We start from the raw sequence: 17124 nt of genomic DNA, 5'->3' as shown, positions 1-17124 counted from the left end.
GCACTGTCCTGCCTTGGGGCCAGTGCCGGCATGATCGCACCCGTGGCCTGCGCGAAGCGTGAACACAGTTTGATTTTCAATCCAAACAATGGATATTGCGGCTAAGACCAAAAAATATTTAAAGGTAATCCGCCGATGGACCTTCCTCATCCAACCTGGCTGCGTAGTTTCGAAGCCGCCGCCCGACTTGGCAGTTTCTCGGCCGCCGCCGATGAGTTGGGGCTGACCCCTGCCGCGGTCAGCCAACAGATGCGGCTGCTGGAACAGCATCTGAAAACCACCTTGTTCGAACGGTTGCCGCGCGGTGTGGCGCTGACAGATATGGGCGAGGCCTATGCCCAGCCGGTGCGCAAGGGGTTGGGCGATATCCAGGTCGCGACCGCCGGTCTGTTCGGCAAGGCGCGGCGCCAAAGGGTCAAGGTGCGGGCCTCGATCTCTTGCGCGGCGCTGGTGATTGCGCCCCGGCTGCAAGAGTTTTTGGAGCGTTATCCCGAGATCGAGGTCGAATTGTCGACCTTTGTCTGGGCCAACCGGTTTCAGGAAGGGATCAGCGATGTCGACATCCGCTTCGGTTTTGGCGACTGGACGGATGGACGTGTCACCCATCTGGGGCATGAATTCGCTATTCCCGTCTGTCCACCGGATTATCTGGCGGGTTTTGGCGCGGCACCGACACTCGACCGTCTGGCTGCTGTGCATGTCCTGACCATTCATGGGTCGGAATCCGACTGGCCGCGTCTGTTCGCGCAAATTGGCTTGCCGCTGCCGGTTGCGGCCCGTGTAACACGGTTCGATTCCTCGCTGATGGCCTTGCAGGCGATGATGGCTGGCTCCGGCCTCGCCATCGTGCTGGAGAGCTTTGCCCAACCGTTTCTCGACCGGGGTCTGGTGGTTGCGCCGGTTACCGACCGGCTGGCCATCAGACCGGCGCATTTTCTGGTCGAACGTGACGGTGTCGAGCAGCGCGACGAGATTCGCGCGTTCTCGGACTGGATAAGAGGGCTCTTTCTGAGCGGTTGAGCGCCCCGCGAGCCCGGCATCCTCGCTTAAAGTCTCCGGCACCGAACCCCGCTAGGTGTTCTTGCCGGGCCAGTCTGCGTAACGACAAAATTAACATAATCAATCTTATACTCTTAACGGACGGGTCACCGGACCGTGGGGCCTCGATCTAAGAGGCGCGGGGCGTCGCAAACCGCTGGATGTCGAATTCTGCAATCGGCAGGTCCGTTCTCCCGTTCAGGATCAGATCGGCGATGATCTGGCCGGTGATCGGCGCCAGCGCAAAGCCATGGGCCGAGAAGCCGAACAGGTGATATCCTCCGTCACGGCTCGCCGGGCCGATCACCGGCAACCGGTCGGGGGTCATGCCTTCGATCCCGGCCCAGCCTCGCAACACACGCGCGCGCGCCATGTTGGGAAAGATCGCTGTCGCCGCGGCGGCGTTGCGGGCCAGTTGGCGCATGTCCAACGTTGTGGTGCCGGTATCGGGGTCAGCAATTCCCTGATAGGCCCCACCGATCAGAACGGTGCCATTGCCGAACTGCTTGAAACTCAGCGCTCGCCCCTGCGCACCCACTACGGGGGACAGGAACGGGCGCAGACGTTCGGTGATCATCAGCATCAGGGCCGAGGCGGTGACCGGTGCCCGGTCGCCCATCATTGCGGCCAGGTCTCCGCCCCAGGCGCCCGCGGCGTTGACCAGCACCGGGGCGGCGTAACTCGGACCGGAGGTCTCTATAAACCAGCTTCCATTGGCCCGCTCGATCCCTGCGACCCTGGTCCCTTCGACAAGCGCCACCCCAAGAGACCGCGCCTTTCTGCTGAAAGCACGGACCGTGCGGAATGGATCGGCGTGGCCGTCACCATGGACAATGGTGGCGCCGACGCAATGCGCGGCGGCGGCAGGCAGAACCGCGCGCAAGGCCGCCTGACCGATGATCTCTTCATGTGAGAAGCCACAAGACAGGAGCCTGTCCCGACGCATTTGAAGCGCGGCAAGTTCTGCTTCGGTTTCGGCCACCTTGATCTGTGCAGCCGGGGCAAATGCGCAGTCGTCATCGATTAGGTCGGATATCCTGTGCCACCGGTCCAACGCGGCCTGGGCCAGCGGCAGTTCCGGCACCGCACGCCCAAGGCGGCGCACCCCACCGGCATTCGCGCCCGAGGCATGCCGCCCGGCGCGGTCCTTTTCCACCACCACGACCCGCAGTCCCGCGCGGGCCAGATGCAGCGCCACCGACAATCCGTGCAATCCTGCGCCGACGACCACGGCATCAGCCCTTTCGGTCGCCCGGACCATCGCCGTCACTCTGCCTCGTCGAGCGCCGCCAATTGCCCGAGCTCCAGAGGTTTGACCGGCGCGCGCAGGCGCGCGGCGCCGACGTCGGCTATGGCGCATCCCCGTTCGGCGGCGATTACTTCTGTTACCGTCAAACCGCAGAGCCGCCCCTGACACGGACCCATGCCAGCACGGGTAAAGCTTTTGAGCTGGTTGGGCCCCTTGCAACCCAGCGCGACCGCCTCGCGGATTTGGGCGGCGGACACCTCTTCGCAGCGGCAAACGACGGTGTCGCCACCTCGCGGGATGCGAAAGCGGTCCGCCGGGCGATAGAGCGTATCGAGGAACCGCCGTAGGCCAGCCTGATGATCCACGGTCTTTTCCAGGGGTGCGGCTAGGCTGTCGCGCTGTTCGGTCGTGATCCTGCCCAACCGGTGCAACGCGCCAAGTGCCGCGATCTGCCCGGCCGCTTCGGCGGCCACGGCGCCCGCGATCCCGGCCCCGTCACCGGCGATGGCAATGTTTGGATGGCTGGAGGTGCCCCAAACATCGATGCGCGCATGCCAGCAGGCCTGTTCGGGATGCCAGTCGTGCCGGCATCCGGCAGCCATCGCCAGATTGACATTGGGAACCACACCCTGATGCAGCAACACCGTCTCGGCGGGTAAACGGGACCAGCGGCCCGACTTGCAATATTCCACTGCCTCTGCGGCCCCTGCCCCGACGATCCGGATATCCTCGACCCCGCTCATTACCGGGATCCCCGAGGCACGGATCTCCCGTTGCCAGCGCCAACCCTTCCACAGGCTGGCCGCGTGGCCCATCGCCCCGGGCAAATGTGGTAGCGCGCGGGCGTAGTTCCCCCGCGGCGTGGTGTCGAGCAGGCCGGCTACCTTGACCCCGGCGCGCAGGTATTGATGCGCGACGAGGTAGAGAAGCGGCCCGGTGCCGACGAAGACCGGCGCCGGCAGGGTCACGCCCGATGCCTTGAGCAGTATCTGGGCGGCGCCTGCGTTCATCACCCCCGGCAGGGTCCAGCCGGGCACGGGAAAAGGACGCTCCTGCGCGCCGCTGGCGAGGATGATCTGATCTGCCCGAAGCAGCCTTGCACGATCCTCGACAGTCACCCCGATCTCGCCGCTTGCGTCGACCTGCCAGACGATCGCGCCGGGAACATGGCGGGCGGTGCTGGCCCGGAAACGATCGACCAGGCCTGCGCCATCGAGATACTCGGTCCCCAGGATCGCGGCGCCGTCCTCGCGGCGCCGCTCGATGGCGCGATAGATCTGACCGCCGGGCCGGGGTTGCTCGTCCAGCACCAGAACCGAGGCGCCGTGATGGCTGGCCAATGTCGCGGCGGCCATACCCGCAGGCCCGGCGCCGATGACGACGATATCGTGATGCTCGGTCATGGTGCCTCCTCGGGATCGAGAGACAGGACGGAGGTCACGTCAAAGGCCCCTTTCTGTCGAGCCACGCGCATTCCGTCGCGCACCTCGTGCATGCAGGCCTGCTGATTGCCCTTGCCGTCGATCTCGACCAGGCAGTCGAAACATACCCCCATCATGCAGAGCGGCCCGCGCGGTGTATCGGACAGGGCGGTAGTACGGAACTGCCGAATCCCGGCGCCAAGCAGCGCCGCCGCAACGGAGTCTCCGGGCTGTGCCTCGATCACTGTGCCTTCGAAATGGATGCGGACGGGGGCGCCCGTGACCTCAAACACTCGGGACATTCTCAAACCTTTCCGGGCCAAGGCCGCTGGTTTCGCTCGGCAGCCCGCCCTCGGCGATCGCGGCGGCAAGGCTCTGGATATGGGCGGCGGCAAGGGTGACGCCGCTGTGACAGGTGGCGGCATAGGCGCCGGGACAGGTTTCCGAGCGGGCATAGATCGGTGCGCCATCCGGCGACATCACCCGCAACGCGCCCCATGCACGCACGATCCGGGCGTGGCGCAGATGCGGGAAGGTTTGCATGGCCCGGGACGCGATCCGCGCCTGGCAGGCGGCGGTGGTGCCATCGTCAAAGCCCACCTCTTCCTTGCTCTCGCCCAGTTGCACGCTGCCCTCGGCGGTCTGCCGGATGCCGGACAGGGGCAGGTCGAGGAATGGGCGCATACGTTCGGTGATCAGGTTCTGGCCACGCTGCGGGCGCACCGGAACCTGCAACCCGACCTGTTGGGCCAAGGCCGGCGTGCCAAGGCCGCAGGCGACGACAACCTGTTCGCAGTCGAAGCTCTGGCTGGCAGTTCCGACCTGAAACCCGTGTGACCGCGGCTTGATTTCCTGTACCTTCTCGCCACTTCTGATCGTGCCGCCCAGCAACTGGAAGCCCGCATGCAACGCCCGCAGCAGGGCCAGCGGATTGACATGTCCGTCGGTCGAGGAATAGCAGCCCCCCACCACATCGGGTCCGAGGCCGGGGACCATGTTTCCCAGCGCGCGGCGTTCCAGTATGCGATAATCCACATGCGGGGCGTGGCGGCACAGCAGCTCCATTCGCTCGGCCTTTTCGGTCATCTCGTCATCGGAGAGAAAGATCTCGATCCCCCCGGGCCGCCGATAATCAAGGCGCAGCCCGGTCAGATCGGTCAATTCGGTCGCCAGCTGTTCCCAGCCCTGCGCCGATTGCCAGGTCCACTGGGCATAGGGAGGCATTTCGACCCCCTTGGACTGCACCCAGACCAGCCCGAAATTGCCGCGCGCCGCGCGAAAGGCGACATCACCTTCGTCCAGCATCAGAGTCCGGATCCCGCGACGTTGCAGGCCAAAGGCGATCGCGGCCCCGACCAGCCCGCCGCCGATCACGATGGCGTCGGCGCTGGTCATGCGAACCTGCCGATATCGTAGGGCGCAAGATCGAGGTTCAGTGGCTCGCCCGCGATCAGCCCGGCCAGGATGCGCCCGGTATTGGGCGCCATGCCCAACCCGTAATGGCAGTGCCCGAAGGCCGCGAACAGGCCAGCCGCGCCCGGCACCGCCCCAATCACGGGCAGGCTGTCGGGAAAGGAGGGCCGAACCCCCATCCACGGGGTGACGGTTTCGGTATCGAGCCTTGGAAACAGACGTTTGGCCATGCGTAGGAACACCTCGGCACGGCGATAGTCGGGTGGCGCGTCCAGCCCCGCGAATTCGGCGGTTCCAGCGCATCGCAACCCGTCGCGCATCGAACTGGCAACAAACTTTCCTTCGACATCCATGACCGAATTGTTCACCGCGATCCCCGGGTTGGCAAACATCAGGTGATAGCCCCGCTCCGCCTCAAGCGGCAGTGTCAGTCCGAGCGGCGCCAAGAGCCGTGCTGACCATGCTCCCATGGCGACAACGGTGCAAGTGCTTGTGAGCGTGTCCCCAGCGGTGTCGATCCGCCATTCGCTCCCGTCGCGTCGCAGACCGCGAATCTCGGCCCGGCGAAACCGGGCTCCCATGCGCAGGGCCTTGTCCATCAGCGCCCGGCCCAGGGCGCCGGGATCGGTGGCGCGGGCCTGATCGCGGATCACAATCGCCGCCTTATAGTCGGGCGCGATCTCTGGCTCGATCTCGCGCAGCGTATTGCCGTCGATCCGTTCCAGGGGCACCCCCCGGTCAAGCCGCATCCGCCAGCCAAGCGCATCCAGATCCGCGTTTGCGGGGTTGCGAAAGACGTGCACATAGGCCGAGTCCCGCAGCAGACCCTCCTGCCCCGTCCCTTTCAGGTGCTGGCGGTAGAGTTCGACATTGGGACGATTGAGCGCGTTCATCGCATCGGCAATCGCGGGCAATCGATCAGCGGCCCCCGCGCGCAGGAACCGCATCAGCCAGGGCAACATGCGCGGCGCGTGGGACAGCCGGACCGACAGCGGCCCCTCGCGGTCGATCAGCCATCCCGGCACCTGTTTCCAGAGACTCGGCATCGACTGCGGGACGCAACTCCATGGCGAAATCACCCCGGCATTGCCATGGCTGGCCCCGCTGGCGGGATCGCTTCGGTCGATCAACTCGACATCGAACCCCTTTTCCAGCAGGGACAGCGCGGTGCAGATACCGACGATACCCGCCCCCAGAACGTGAACAGAGCCTCGCCCAGCACCCGGCATTACGCAACCTGTACCCGTTTGCTGGCATGGATTTGCTGGAGCAATACCGGCAGCGCCACCATCATCGCGAACAGGTCGCTCTTTGATCCGGGAGTGACCATGAACAGCGCGGCAAAGGCTATCAGCCAGCGGAGCGGTTTTGGCATCGGCGCGATGAAGAAGCCGCTGACGGCGGTTGCCATCATCACCACGCCCAGACCACAGGTCAGGACGGTTTGCAGGAACTCTCCCCAGGTGAAGTAATCCTCGAGCACGATCAGCATCGCGGGCGAGTAGACGAACACCATGGGCACCATCAGCTTGGCAATGCCCAGAGAGAAGGCCGATAGCCCTGTCTTGAATGGATCGGCACCCGCGATACCCGCTGCGGCATAGGCCGAGGCACAGACCGGCGGCGTGATCTCGGAAATAACGCCATAGTAGAGCACGAAGAGATGCGAGGCGAGCGGCGGAACGCCCAGGTTGGCCAGCGCTGGCTGCGCCACCGTGGCCAGCATGATGTAAAGCGCGGTGGTCGGCAGGCCCGCGCCCATCAGGATGCAGGTGATCGCGATCAGTACCAGAGAGATGAACAATGTCAGACTGGGGATCGAGATCTCGAGCATCGGGATCCAGCTGATCAGCCCGTGCACGGTTTCGGCCAGAGACAGGGCGCCATTGGCCACCATGAAGCCGAGCCGGAAACCCAGCCCGGTGGAATTGACCACACCGACAACGATCCCGATCGCCGCAACAACTGCACCCACGGCCAGCGCGTATTTGGTCCCAAGCACCGCGCCGTCCATCACGTCGCGGATGGTCATACGATGCATCGGGTTGAGAAAGCCCACAACGAGGGCCGAGGTGATCCCCCAGAACGCCGCCATATGGGGCGAGTAGCCGCTGAACAGCACATAGATCAGGACGAACAGAGGGATCGAGGCGGGCCAGCCGCGCTTGATCACGCGCCAGAGCTGCGGGATCTCGGCCTCGGGTACGCCTTTCAGCCCCATGCGCTTGGCCTGGAAATGCACGATGCAGAGCACGCCGATATAATGCATCGCTGCCGGGATCGCCGCGGCCAGAACAATGGTGGTATAGGGCACTTCGAGAAACTCGGCCATGATGAAGGCCGCGGCCCCCATGATCGGTGGCGTGATCTGTCCGCCCGCGCTCGAGGCCGCCTCGACCCCGCCGGCCAGGTGACCGGGATAGCCCATGCGCTTCATGTTCGGGATGGTCAGCGAACCGGTCGACACCGTGTTGGCGATGGACGATCCCGAAATGGTGCCGAAGAAGGCCGAGGAAACGACGCTGACCTTGGCCAGCCCGCCGGTGTAACGACCTGCCACAACGGTGGCCATGTCGACGAACAGCTGTCCCAGCCCCATCCGCTGCGCCAGCACGCCAAAGAGGACGAAATGGAACACAACCGTCGAGACGATCCACAGCGTCACGCCATAGATGCCTTCGGACGGGAAATACATGTTGTTGATATACTGCGACCAGTTGATGCCCGGATGCATGATGGTCTGGATCGGGATGTACTGGCCGAAAACCGCGTAACAGGTGAACAGCAGGATGATGATCGGAACGACCATGCCCAAGGTGCGCCGGACCGCTTCGAGCAGCACCACGATGAGGGCAGTGCCGAAGACAACGTCGATCAACCACGGATCGCCCTGGCGCATCACCTGCTCGACCATCTGAAAGTGGACGCCGAAAATGGTGACGTCGACCCCGTACCAGGTCACCCCGATATAGAGCGACGTCGTGATTCCGACGACGATGAAGAGCCAGTCAAGCAGCGGGACGTTTCCAAAGCGATACCACGCGTTGGGGCGCAGCGGCTGGTTCCGATCGCGCTTGAACATGGGAAAGCTGATGAAGATCAGTGTGATCACACCGGCCATGTGAAAACCCATGTGCCAGTAATCGACCGGCACTCCGATCCCGGCGGTGACATAGTGATAGCCAGCGAAGAACAACGAGAACAAAAAGACGAACCTGACGATCCAGGGACCGACCGTTCGGGTCTGAAGCGCGCTGTCATACTTCTTTTCGAGCTGTTCGGCCTCGTTAACGTCAAAGGTCGCCATGTCAGCCTTTCCGGATTGAAGCGTTGAATATCCGTCCGCAGGCGCGCGGCGCCTCGGGATCGGTGAGGGAAACGGGCGCAAACCGGCGCCCGTTTCGAAGGTTCCTGTCGATTACTTGATCATGCCGATTTCTTTGTAGAACCGTTCGGCGCCCGGGTGCAGCGGGATCAGAACACCTGTCAGCGCGGCTTCAAGCTGGATCGCCTTGCCCTTGGCATGACCCTTGTCCAGCAGCGCACGGGTCTTGTCGCTCCAGAGCGCCTTGGTGATCTCGTATACCAGCTCTTCGTCCTGATCGACCGAGGTGATCAGCTGGGCATTCACGGCAACCGTGGCGGTATCGGCGGTGATGTTCTCGTAGACGCCGCCCGCGATATTGCTGTGCACATAATAGGGGATGATGCCGTTGATCGTGTCCCGCTCGTCATCCGAGAAGGAGTAGAGCTCGAACCCCTTGGTCGACCCCAGCTGGATCAACGCCGCAAAGGGCGTGCCGCCGGCATAGAAGAACGCGTCCAGCTGACCGTCGGCCAGGCGCTGTGCGCTCTGCCCAAGGCTCAATTCATGCTCTTCGACGGTGATGCCATAGTGCTTGAGGATCATCCGCACCGAAACCTGGGTGCCGGACCCCGCGGCCGCCACGCCGACGCGCATGCCTTCGAGTCCCTTGAGGTCGTCGATGCTGGTACCTTTGGCCAGCACCAGGTGCATGTCCTCGGGATAGAGGTTGGCAATGACCCGGATCTTGTCCTTGGGGACGCCGTCGAACTTGCCTTCGCCCTTATAGCCCTGCACCACGCTTTGCGCGCCCGCCAGACCGGCATCGAGTTGTCCGGCATGAATGGCATTGACATTGGCCACCGACGCGTTGGTCGACACCGCGATCGCGACCAGACCGGGAACTCCGCAGGTACCGCCATCTTCGCAGGCGCGTGCGCCCGGCGGGTTCGAAATCGCGTTGGCGATCAGGCCGCCGATCGGGAAATAGGTGCCGCCGGCCCCGCCGGTGCCGATACGCCAGAATTTCATGTCCTGCGCAGTCGCGGCGCCAGCCGCCAGCAACAGACCTGCGGTCGCCGCAATCAGTTTGTGTCGCAATTTCATGTGTCACTCTCCGTTGGTGGTTATTTTCACGGTTTTGGTCGTCGTCGGCGGGAACAGGACACGGGTGTCAGGAACAAGCCAACAATCCGGCGCCTTCTACAGGGCCCTGCCGCAAAGAGTGACCGGTTCAGCCGATTAGCACAAATTGTAAATTTTTTTGATATGATCGATTTTTCTTATGGCATGGTTGAATCATTCAACCAGAATGCGGGGCGGGACATGAACCTCAGACAGCTTGAAGCGTTCCGAGAGGTCATGCTGACCGGATCGGTCACCGAAGCGGCGCGCAACATGGGCCGGACACAGCCCGCCGTCAGTTCCCTGATCGCCGGGCTGGAAAGCTCGGTCGGATACCCCTTGTTCGAGCGCAGGCGGGGTCGGTTGCATCCGGTACCCGAGGCCCACTACCTGCTGGATCAATCCGCAACGATCCTCGACGATCTGGGCAAGCTCTCGCACAACATGAGGGCCGTGGGGCGTTTGCAGGAGGGTCATCTGAACATCGCCTGCCTGCCAGTGTTCAGTACTATCATGCTACCCAGACTGATTTCGAGTTTCGTCAAAGACCGGGGAAATGTCTCGGTCTCGCTGGTCAGCCAGTCCTCGGAACGGGTCTATGAACGGTTGGCATCGCAGCAATTCGATGTCGGCATTGCCGAGGCAACGACTCATTCGCCGCTGGTGACCGAGGCCGAGACCAGCATGGATTGCCTGTGCGCCGTGGCCGCCGACAGCGAACTGGCGCGAAAACAGGTGCTTACGCCGCATGATCTGGTCGGTTTGCCGATGACGACCTTTATCGACGGTCACTTCATCCGTCGCCAGGTCGAGGCCGCCTTTGCCAGAGAACGCCTGGACCTTGCCATTCGGTTTGAAATGCAGAACGCGGCCTCGCAATTTGCATTTGTCGAGGATGGGTTGGCTTGGGCGATCATCAGCCCGATGAGCGTTCATTACTATCAGCAATCCGAACCCAACCAGCCGCGCGTGGTGTTTCGGCCGTTTCTTCCGTCGATCGTCTATCGCATCGCCGTCCTGACACCCGCCCACACGCCCGTGTCGCGCCTGGCGCGAGCGTTTGCTGATGTCCTGATCGGCGAAGTCCGGCGGGTCGCGGGCCTCGATCCTCTGTAGAGCATCGCCGGTTTTGCCGGTGCGCTCCGAATGCTCCGGGAAATCAGACACGATCCGACCTTGAGGTGCGGGCGAATTGTCCCGGCATGGCGGGGATGTTCTGCCCGCCAGAATCGCCGAAGGAGCGGGTTCAGAAAGGGTCTTGTCAGAAAAGTGATTCTCACATTACGGTGAAAATGTCCGAAATGTGAGACTATCATGCAAGAACGCCTTATCCGCCTTCTCGAAGCCATTGCCGGTGCGGCCAGCCCGCTGAACGCAACGGAGCTGGCGCGTCTGACCGACGTGCCGCGGGCGACCATCTATCGCAACATTTCGTCTCTGGTCGATTGCGGCTTTGTCGAGGTGACGGACTGCGGCAGCCGCTATGTTCTGGGCATGCGCTTTGTCAAAATCGCGCTGACCGGCAAATCGGACATGCATGTGATCAACGCGGTCTCGTCGATGATGCAGCAAGTGGTGAAGACTACAGGCGAAACCGGTTTTCTGGCCCGCTATCGGGGGGGACGGGTCGATCTGATCCATATCGAGACACCTGACGATCCGTCGCTGTCCTATATCTATCCCGGTCTTGGGCCACGCCCGGCGCATGCCTGTTCCTCGGCCAAGGCTATCGCGGCGTTTATCACGCCGGAACTGCGCGAGGAGTTGCTGGACATACAGCCGATGCGCTTCAACCAGAACACCATCACCGATCCCGACCTGATCCAGCGCGAACTCAACCAGGTGCGTCGCTATGGTTATGCGATCTGCGATGGCGAGATTGACGAGGGAGTCAGCAGCATCGCGGTGCCGATCAATGTGGAACGGCTGGGCGCGATTTTTTCCATGGGGGTCGTGGGCCCTTCGAACCGGATCAAGCCGATGGTCCAGAACCGTATCCTGCCGGTCCTGTCGGCCGAGGCGGTGCGCGCGGCAGCGGCAATCCAGCATTGTTCGGTGGTCGATGCCGAGACCACCAATGCCGAAGCGCTGGCCAGCGCGAGCGCGGGGTTGAACGAAACGCATTAACGAATTTTTTTGGGAGGAAGATCATGAAGAGAAGAGAATTCGGCGCCCTGGCCGCCGGTGCCCTGGCAATGGGTCTGCCGTTTCGCGCATTTGCAGACGAAACCTGTCAGTCGCCCTATTTGCCCAAGATCACCGGGCAAGAGGAATTCGTCTATGTCTGGACCCTGGGGGTCGAGGGCATGGGCGACGAGCAGGACAAGCTGGTCACCATCGACCTGCGCCCCGGCTCGGAAACGCGTGGTCAGGTGATCAACTCGGTCTCGGTCGGCGGCCGGAACGAGGCGCATCATGGCGGGTTCTCGGCCGATCGGCGCTATTTCTGGACCGGCGGGCTGGACACCAACCGCATCTTCATCTTCGACGTGCATTCCGACCCGTCGAACCCGAAACTGCACAAGACCATCGACACATTCGTCAAGGACAGCGGCGGGGTCGTGGGGCCGCATACCTTCTTTGCCCTGCCCGGCAGCATGATGATCACCGGTCTCAGCAACGATGACGACCATGGCGGGCGCACCGCGCTGGTCGAATACAACGATGACGGCGATTACGTGGCGACCTATTGGATGCCCACAACCGCCGACATGCAGGGCGCGGTTGCCGTGGGCGACGCGGTGGCAGATGGGTACGGCTATGACATTCGGGCGCTGATCCGCAAGAACGTCATGCTGACCTCGTCGTTTACAGGCTGGTCGAACTACATGATGGATTTCGGCCAGATGTTGCAGGACGCCGAGGCGATGAAACGCTTTGGCAATACCATCGTGCAATGGGATCTGCACACCCGCCAGCCCAAGAAAGTGTTCAACGTTCCCGGCGCGCCGCTGGAAATCCGCTTTCCCTGGGGGCCGAACGCCAATTATGCCTTCTCGACCACGGCGCTCACTTCGCAGCTCTGGCTGATCTACGAGGATGACGCAGGCGAGTGGCAGGCCAAGGCGGTGGCCGATATCGGCAACCCGGCGGATATCCCGCTGCCGGTCGATATCTCGATTGCCGCCGACGACCAGACGCTGTGGATCAACAGCTTCATGGATGGAAAGACCCGGCTCTTTGACATCTCGGATCCGCACAAACCGTTCCAGATCTACGAAAAGGTCATCGACCGCCAGGTCAACATGGTCAGCCAGAGCTGGGACGGCAAGCGTGTCTATTTCTCGTCCTCGTTGCTCGCCAACTGGGACAAGAAGGGCGACGACGATGTCCAGTACCTTAAGGCCTATAATTGGGACGGCAAGGAACTGGTCGAGGATTTCGCCGTCGACTTCTATGAACTGGGTCTGGGCCGCGCGCATATAATGCGCTTTGGAAGCTCGGCGCTTTATTCGTCCTGATACCTCCCAAACTTCCGGGGCGGCCCATCGCTGTCCCGGCTTTTCCTTTGACATGGACGGTGGCGGCGGATGCGCAAGAGATACCTCCTTTCCGGGCTGACAGTCGCGGCGCTGGTGGCGGCAGCCCTCGGGTGGCAGGTCTGGCAGCCCCAGCCCGCGGCCCGGCCCAGCCCGATGGCCTCGGTTTTCGAGGCGAGCGATGCTTACCAGTTCGACCCGCCCGCCCCGGGCAGCTACCGCCTGAACCGGATCAAATCCGCGCCCGATGGCCGAGTGCTGGATATCAACGGGCGCGAACACGGACTGCACGACCTGACGCGGGGCAAGATCTCGCTGGTCAGCTTCGTCTATCTCACCTGCGGCGACGTGAATGGCTGCCCGCTGGCGATGTCTGTCTTTTTCGACGTGCACGATGCCAGCCGCGATCTGCCCGGCCTGAACGAGGATGTGCAGCTGTTGACCATCAGTTTTGACCCCGCCCGCGACACGGTCGAGGCGATCGAGGCCTTTGCCTATCCCATCACCTCGGACGCGCAGGCGGGTGACAAGCTGAACTGGCATGTACTTACCACGTCCGGTTCACAAGCGCTGACCCCCATTCTGGACGGCTATGGCCAGGTGGTCGACCGGTCCGAGGATCAGGAGACTATCAGCCACCTGTTGCGTCTCTATCTGGTCGACCGGCAGGGCGACATCCGCAACGTCTATGGGCTGGGCTTTCTCGACCCGCGCCTGCTGTTGACCGATATCGAAACCCTGCTGATGGAAGAGGCGGGCGCGTGATCCGAGCCGTCGCGACCGCGCTGGCCCTGCTTGCCCCCGCTGCGCTGGCCGGGGACTATGGCACTGCCCTGCCCGCCCCGATCAGTCCCGAAACCTGCCCCGCAGACCCCGAAAGCTGGACCAAAGCGGCGCTAGAGCGCAGCCTGACACCACAACTGGGCCTGCCCTTGGTGCCGCATCCGGCGGACAATCCGCCGACCGAGGCCAAGATCGAACTGGGGCGCAAGCTGTTCTTCGACCGGCGCCTGTCGATCAACCGCACCATGTCTTGTGCCATGTGCCATGTGCCCGAACAGGGGTTTGCCAACTGGGAACTGGCCACCGCCATCGGGGTCGAGGGGCGCAGCGTCAAGCGTAACGCGCCCAGCGTGATCAATGTGGGCTTTCTGACCCCGCTCTTTCACGATGGACGGGATCCAGCACTGGAGACCCAGTTCGTCGCGCCCCTGGTGGCCCGCAATGAGATGGCCAACCCCTCGATCGGCCATGTTGTGGCCGAGCTGAATCTCCTGCCCGATTACCGGCCCCTCTTTGACGCGGCCTTTGCCGCGCCCGCCTCGCTTGACCGGATCGGTCAGGCACTTGGCGCCTATCAGCGCAGCCTGACGCTGGGCAACAGCGCCTTTGACCGCTGGTTCTATGGCGGCGACGAGGCCGCGATGGACGCGGCGGCGCAGCGCGGTTTCGCGCTGTTCACCGGCAAGGCCGATTGCGCTTCGTGCCACGTGATCGAAACAGACCATGCGCTGTTCACCGATCAGGCCTTTCACGACACCGGTTATGGCCGGATGCGCGAAGAACGGCGCCAGAACCCGCCCGCCAGCCATCCGGTCCAGGTGGCGCCCGGCGTGGTGCATCAGCTCGATTTCGCCCGCATCCTTTCGGTCAGTGCTCCGCGCGAGGCCGATCTGGGCCGCTACGAGGTGACCGAGGACCCTGCGGATCGGTGGAAGTTCCGCACGCCGGGCCTGCGCAACCTGGCCGTGACCGCGCCCTATATGCATGACGGCGCGCTGACCACGCTGGGGGAGGTGCTGGAGTTCTACAACATGGGCGGCACCGGACACCCCGATCAGGATGCTCGCATCCGCCCGCTGGGCCTCAGCCCCGAAGAACTGGCGGATATCGAGGCCTTTCTTATGGCGCTCACTTCGGAGGGGCTCGATTGCCTCGTGGCCGAGGCGCGCAGCCACCCCCCTGACAATTATTGAACCAAGGAGAGACGAGATGCGGACGCGCGCGGCGGTAGCGATTGAGGCGGGCAAGCCCCTGGAAGTGATGGAGGTGAACCTCGAAGGGCCGAAGGCCGGTGAGGTTCTGGTCGAGATCAAGGCCACCGGCATCTGTCACACCGACGAATTCACCCTCTCGGGCGCCGATCCCGAGGGGCTGTTCCCGGCCATCCTGGGCCACGAGGGCGCGGGCGTGGTGCTGGAAGTGGGCGAAGGCGTCACCTCGCTCAAACCCGGCGACCACGTGATCCCGCTCTACACCCCCGAATGCCGCCAGTGCGAATACTGCCTGAGCGGCAAGACCAACCTGTGCCAGGCCATTCGCACCACCCAAGGCAAGGGCCTGATGCCCGACGGCACCACCCGGTTTTCCATGCTCGATGGCACGCCGATCCTGCATTACATGGGCTGCTCGACCTTTTCCAACCACACCGTCCTGCCCGAGATCGCGCTGGCCAAGGTGCGGCCCGACGCGCCGTTCGACAAGATCTGCTATATCGGCTGCGGCGTCACCACCGGCATCGGCGCGGTGATCAACACCGCCAAGGCCGAGATCGGCTGCCGCGCGGTGGTGTTCGGCCTGGGCGGCATCGGTCTGAACGTGATCCAGGGGCTGCGCCTGGCGGGCGCCGACCAGATCGTGGGCGTCGACCTGAACCCCGACAAGGTGGCGATGGCGACGCGCTTTGGCATGACCGATTTCGTCAACCCGGCCGAGGTCGAGGGCGACATGGTGGCCCATCTGGTCGAGCTGACCAGGGGCGGCGCCGATTACTCGTTCGATGCGACCGGCAATGTGGGCGTGATGCGCACCGCGCTGGAATGCGCGCACAAGGGCTGGGGCGAGAGCATCATCATCGGCGTGGCGCCGGCGGGGGCCGAGATCTCGACCCGGCCGTTCCAGCTGGTCACCGGCCGGGTGTGGAAGGGCACCGCATTCGGCGGCGCCAAGGGCCGGACGGACGTGCCCAAGATCGTCGACTGGTACATGGACGGCAAGATCGAGATCGACCCGATGATCACCCACACGCTGAGCCTCGACGAGATCAACAAGGGCTTCGACCTGATGCATGCCGGCGAAAGCATCCGCTCCGTCGTCGTCTACTGAACCCATACCGGCGCCCAAAAAGGGCGCCGGTCACGAGGGGTGCGGCATGGCCAGCTCATGCGCCCAGGGCGGGTTCGACCCGGCGCGCGACACGGCGATCGCCGCTACCCGCGCCCCATGGTTCAATGCGGCCGTCAGCTGTTCCGGGTTGAGCCGCGCCAGCGAGGCCGGTGTCAGCAGGCCCTGATCCGACAACGAGGCCAGCAGCCCGGCAATGAACGTGTCCCCTGCGCCGACGGTGTCGCTCACGGTGACCCGCAGGGCGGGCACAGAGATTTCGGTGCCGTCCGGCAGGTAGCCCTCCGCGCCCGCCGCGCCGCGCGTCACCACCACCAGCGCCGGACCCAGAGCCAGCAGGGCCCGCGCCCCGGTTCGTAGATCGGGCGCCTCGGGGTAAAGCCAACCCAGATCCTCGTCCGACAGGCGCAGGATATCGGCCCGCGCCATCATCGCGGTAAGCCGCGCGCGATAACGCGCCTCGTCTTCGACAAGGGCGGGCCGGATATTGGGGTCGATCAGCACCACCCGCCCTGCCCCGTGGCGGCTCAGCAGATCGGCATAGGCGTCGGCGCCGGGTTCGCAGGAAAGGCTGATGCCTCCGAAACACAAGGTCTTGGCTGCCTCCGGCAACGGGGGAAGCTCGGCGGCGCCCAGCATCCGCCCGGCGCTGTTTTCATCGTAAAAGGCATATTCGGGCTGGCCGTCGCGCAGCCGGACAAAGGCAAGCGTCGTCGGCCGCTCCACCCGCGCCGCGCCCGACAGGTCCACATGGCTGGCGGTCAGCGCCTCGGCCAGCTGCTGGCCGAACATGTCGCGTGACAGCGCGGTGACCAGCCCGACCCGCTGTCCCAGCCGCCCCAGCGCAATCGCGGTGTTGAGCGCCCCGCCCCCCGGTTGAGGCAGGAAGCCGCGCGCCCCACCGGTGGTGGGGGCCTGAATCATGTCGATCAGCGCTTCGCCGCAGCACAGGATCATCGCCACCCCCGTTTG

The 17124-nt window shown here is 63.8% G+C and carries 15 protein-coding genes; 7 read left to right on the top strand and 8 right to left on the bottom strand.

What is annotated here, in order from left to right; translation table 11 throughout:
* Positions 1 to 135 precede the first annotated feature (135 nt).
* Positions 136 to 1020 carry a LysR substrate-binding domain-containing protein gene (locus AC2FNA_RS12045; RefSeq protein WP_496826820.1) on the top strand — a complete coding sequence of 295 codons (885 nt, stop codon included), beginning with the start codon at positions 136 to 138 and terminating at the stop codon, positions 1018 to 1020.
* A gap of 148 nt (positions 1021 to 1168) precedes the next feature.
* On the opposite strand, the gene AC2FNA_RS12040 is transcribed toward AC2FNA_RS12045, so the two are convergent.
* From AC2FNA_RS12040 to AC2FNA_RS12010, 7 genes are all read right to left on the bottom strand, one after another.
* Entirely contained in the window at positions 1169 to 2299 is a 1131-nt protein-coding gene (locus tag AC2FNA_RS12040; protein WP_496827127.1) for an NAD(P)/FAD-dependent oxidoreductase, read from the bottom strand.
* A gap of 5 nt (positions 2300 to 2304) precedes the next feature.
* Positions 2305 to 3690, bottom strand: coding sequence for an FAD/NAD(P)-dependent oxidoreductase (locus AC2FNA_RS12035; RefSeq protein ID WP_496826818.1), 1386 nt, complete (start codon positions 3688 to 3690; stop codon positions 2305 to 2307).
* Positions 3687 to 4010, bottom strand: a complete 324-nt coding sequence (locus AC2FNA_RS12030; protein ID WP_496826816.1) for a (2Fe-2S)-binding protein — start codon at positions 4008 to 4010, stop codon at positions 3687 to 3689. Before AC2FNA_RS12030 ends, AC2FNA_RS12035 begins: the two co-directional genes overlap by 4 nt.
* Positions 3994 to 5103 (bottom strand): NAD(P)/FAD-dependent oxidoreductase, encoded by a 1110-nt coding sequence (locus tag AC2FNA_RS12025; RefSeq protein ID WP_496826814.1) that lies wholly within the window; start codon positions 5101 to 5103, stop codon positions 3994 to 3996. The genes AC2FNA_RS12030 and AC2FNA_RS12025 overlap by 17 nt, the downstream gene beginning before the upstream one ends.
* Entirely contained in the window at positions 5100 to 6350 is a 1251-nt protein-coding gene (locus AC2FNA_RS12020; protein WP_496826812.1) for an NAD(P)/FAD-dependent oxidoreductase, read from the bottom strand. The genes AC2FNA_RS12025 and AC2FNA_RS12020 overlap by 4 nt, the downstream gene beginning before the upstream one ends.
* The gene (locus AC2FNA_RS12015; protein ID WP_496826810.1) at positions 6350 to 8428 is read right to left on the bottom strand and encodes a TRAP transporter permease; all 2079 of its coding nucleotides are present in this window, start codon (positions 8426 to 8428) and stop codon (positions 6350 to 6352) included. The genes AC2FNA_RS12020 and AC2FNA_RS12015 overlap by 1 nt, the downstream gene beginning before the upstream one ends.
* A 111-nt stretch (positions 8429 to 8539) precedes the next feature.
* Positions 8540 to 9532, bottom strand: a complete 993-nt coding sequence (locus AC2FNA_RS12010) for a TAXI family TRAP transporter solute-binding subunit (protein ID WP_496826808.1) — start codon at positions 9530 to 9532, stop codon at positions 8540 to 8542.
* A gap of 162 nt (positions 9533 to 9694) precedes the next feature.
* Here AC2FNA_RS12010 and AC2FNA_RS12005 point away from each other — a divergent pair, with 162 nt between their 5' ends.
* From AC2FNA_RS12005 to AC2FNA_RS11980, 6 genes are all read left to right on the top strand, one after another.
* Positions 9695 to 10666, top strand: a complete 972-nt coding sequence (locus AC2FNA_RS12005; protein WP_496826806.1) for a LysR substrate-binding domain-containing protein — start codon at positions 9695 to 9697, stop codon at positions 10664 to 10666.
* 198 nt (positions 10667 to 10864) lie between these two features.
* A complete protein-coding gene (locus tag AC2FNA_RS12000) occupies positions 10865 to 11677 on the top strand; it encodes an IclR family transcriptional regulator (protein ID WP_234143615.1) in 813 nt (270 codons plus the stop codon).
* A gap of 23 nt (positions 11678 to 11700) precedes the next feature.
* A complete protein-coding gene (gene mtoX / locus AC2FNA_RS11995) occupies positions 11701 to 13011 on the top strand; it encodes a methanethiol oxidase (protein ID WP_496826804.1) in 1311 nt (436 codons plus the stop codon).
* 69 nt (positions 13012 to 13080) lie between these two features.
* Positions 13081 to 13794: an SCO family protein gene (locus AC2FNA_RS11990; protein ID WP_496826802.1), complete on the top strand. Its 714-nt coding sequence runs from the start codon at positions 13081 to 13083 to the stop codon at positions 13792 to 13794.
* A complete protein-coding gene (locus AC2FNA_RS11985; RefSeq protein ID WP_496826800.1) occupies positions 13791 to 15005 on the top strand; it encodes a cytochrome-c peroxidase in 1215 nt (404 codons plus the stop codon). The genes AC2FNA_RS11990 and AC2FNA_RS11985 overlap by 4 nt, the downstream gene beginning before the upstream one ends.
* A 16-nt stretch (positions 15006 to 15021) precedes the next feature.
* On the top strand, positions 15022 to 16134 hold the full coding sequence (locus tag AC2FNA_RS11980) for an S-(hydroxymethyl)glutathione dehydrogenase/class III alcohol dehydrogenase (protein WP_496826798.1): 1113 nt from the start codon (positions 15022 to 15024) through the stop codon (positions 16132 to 16134).
* Positions 16135 to 16164: 30 nt separating this feature from the next.
* On the opposite strand, the gene AC2FNA_RS11975 is transcribed toward AC2FNA_RS11980, so the two are convergent.
* Positions 16165 to 17109: a carbohydrate kinase family protein gene (locus tag AC2FNA_RS11975; RefSeq protein WP_496827125.1), complete on the bottom strand. Its 945-nt coding sequence runs from the start codon at positions 17107 to 17109 to the stop codon at positions 16165 to 16167.
* Between the last annotated feature and the right edge of the window lie 15 nt (positions 17110 to 17124).

The sequence above is a fragment of the Ruegeria sp. YKSD163 genome (assembly GCF_059612905.1).
The sequence above is the reverse complement of the archived record's forward strand: the minus strand, read 5'-3'. Positions and strand labels throughout refer to the sequence as shown.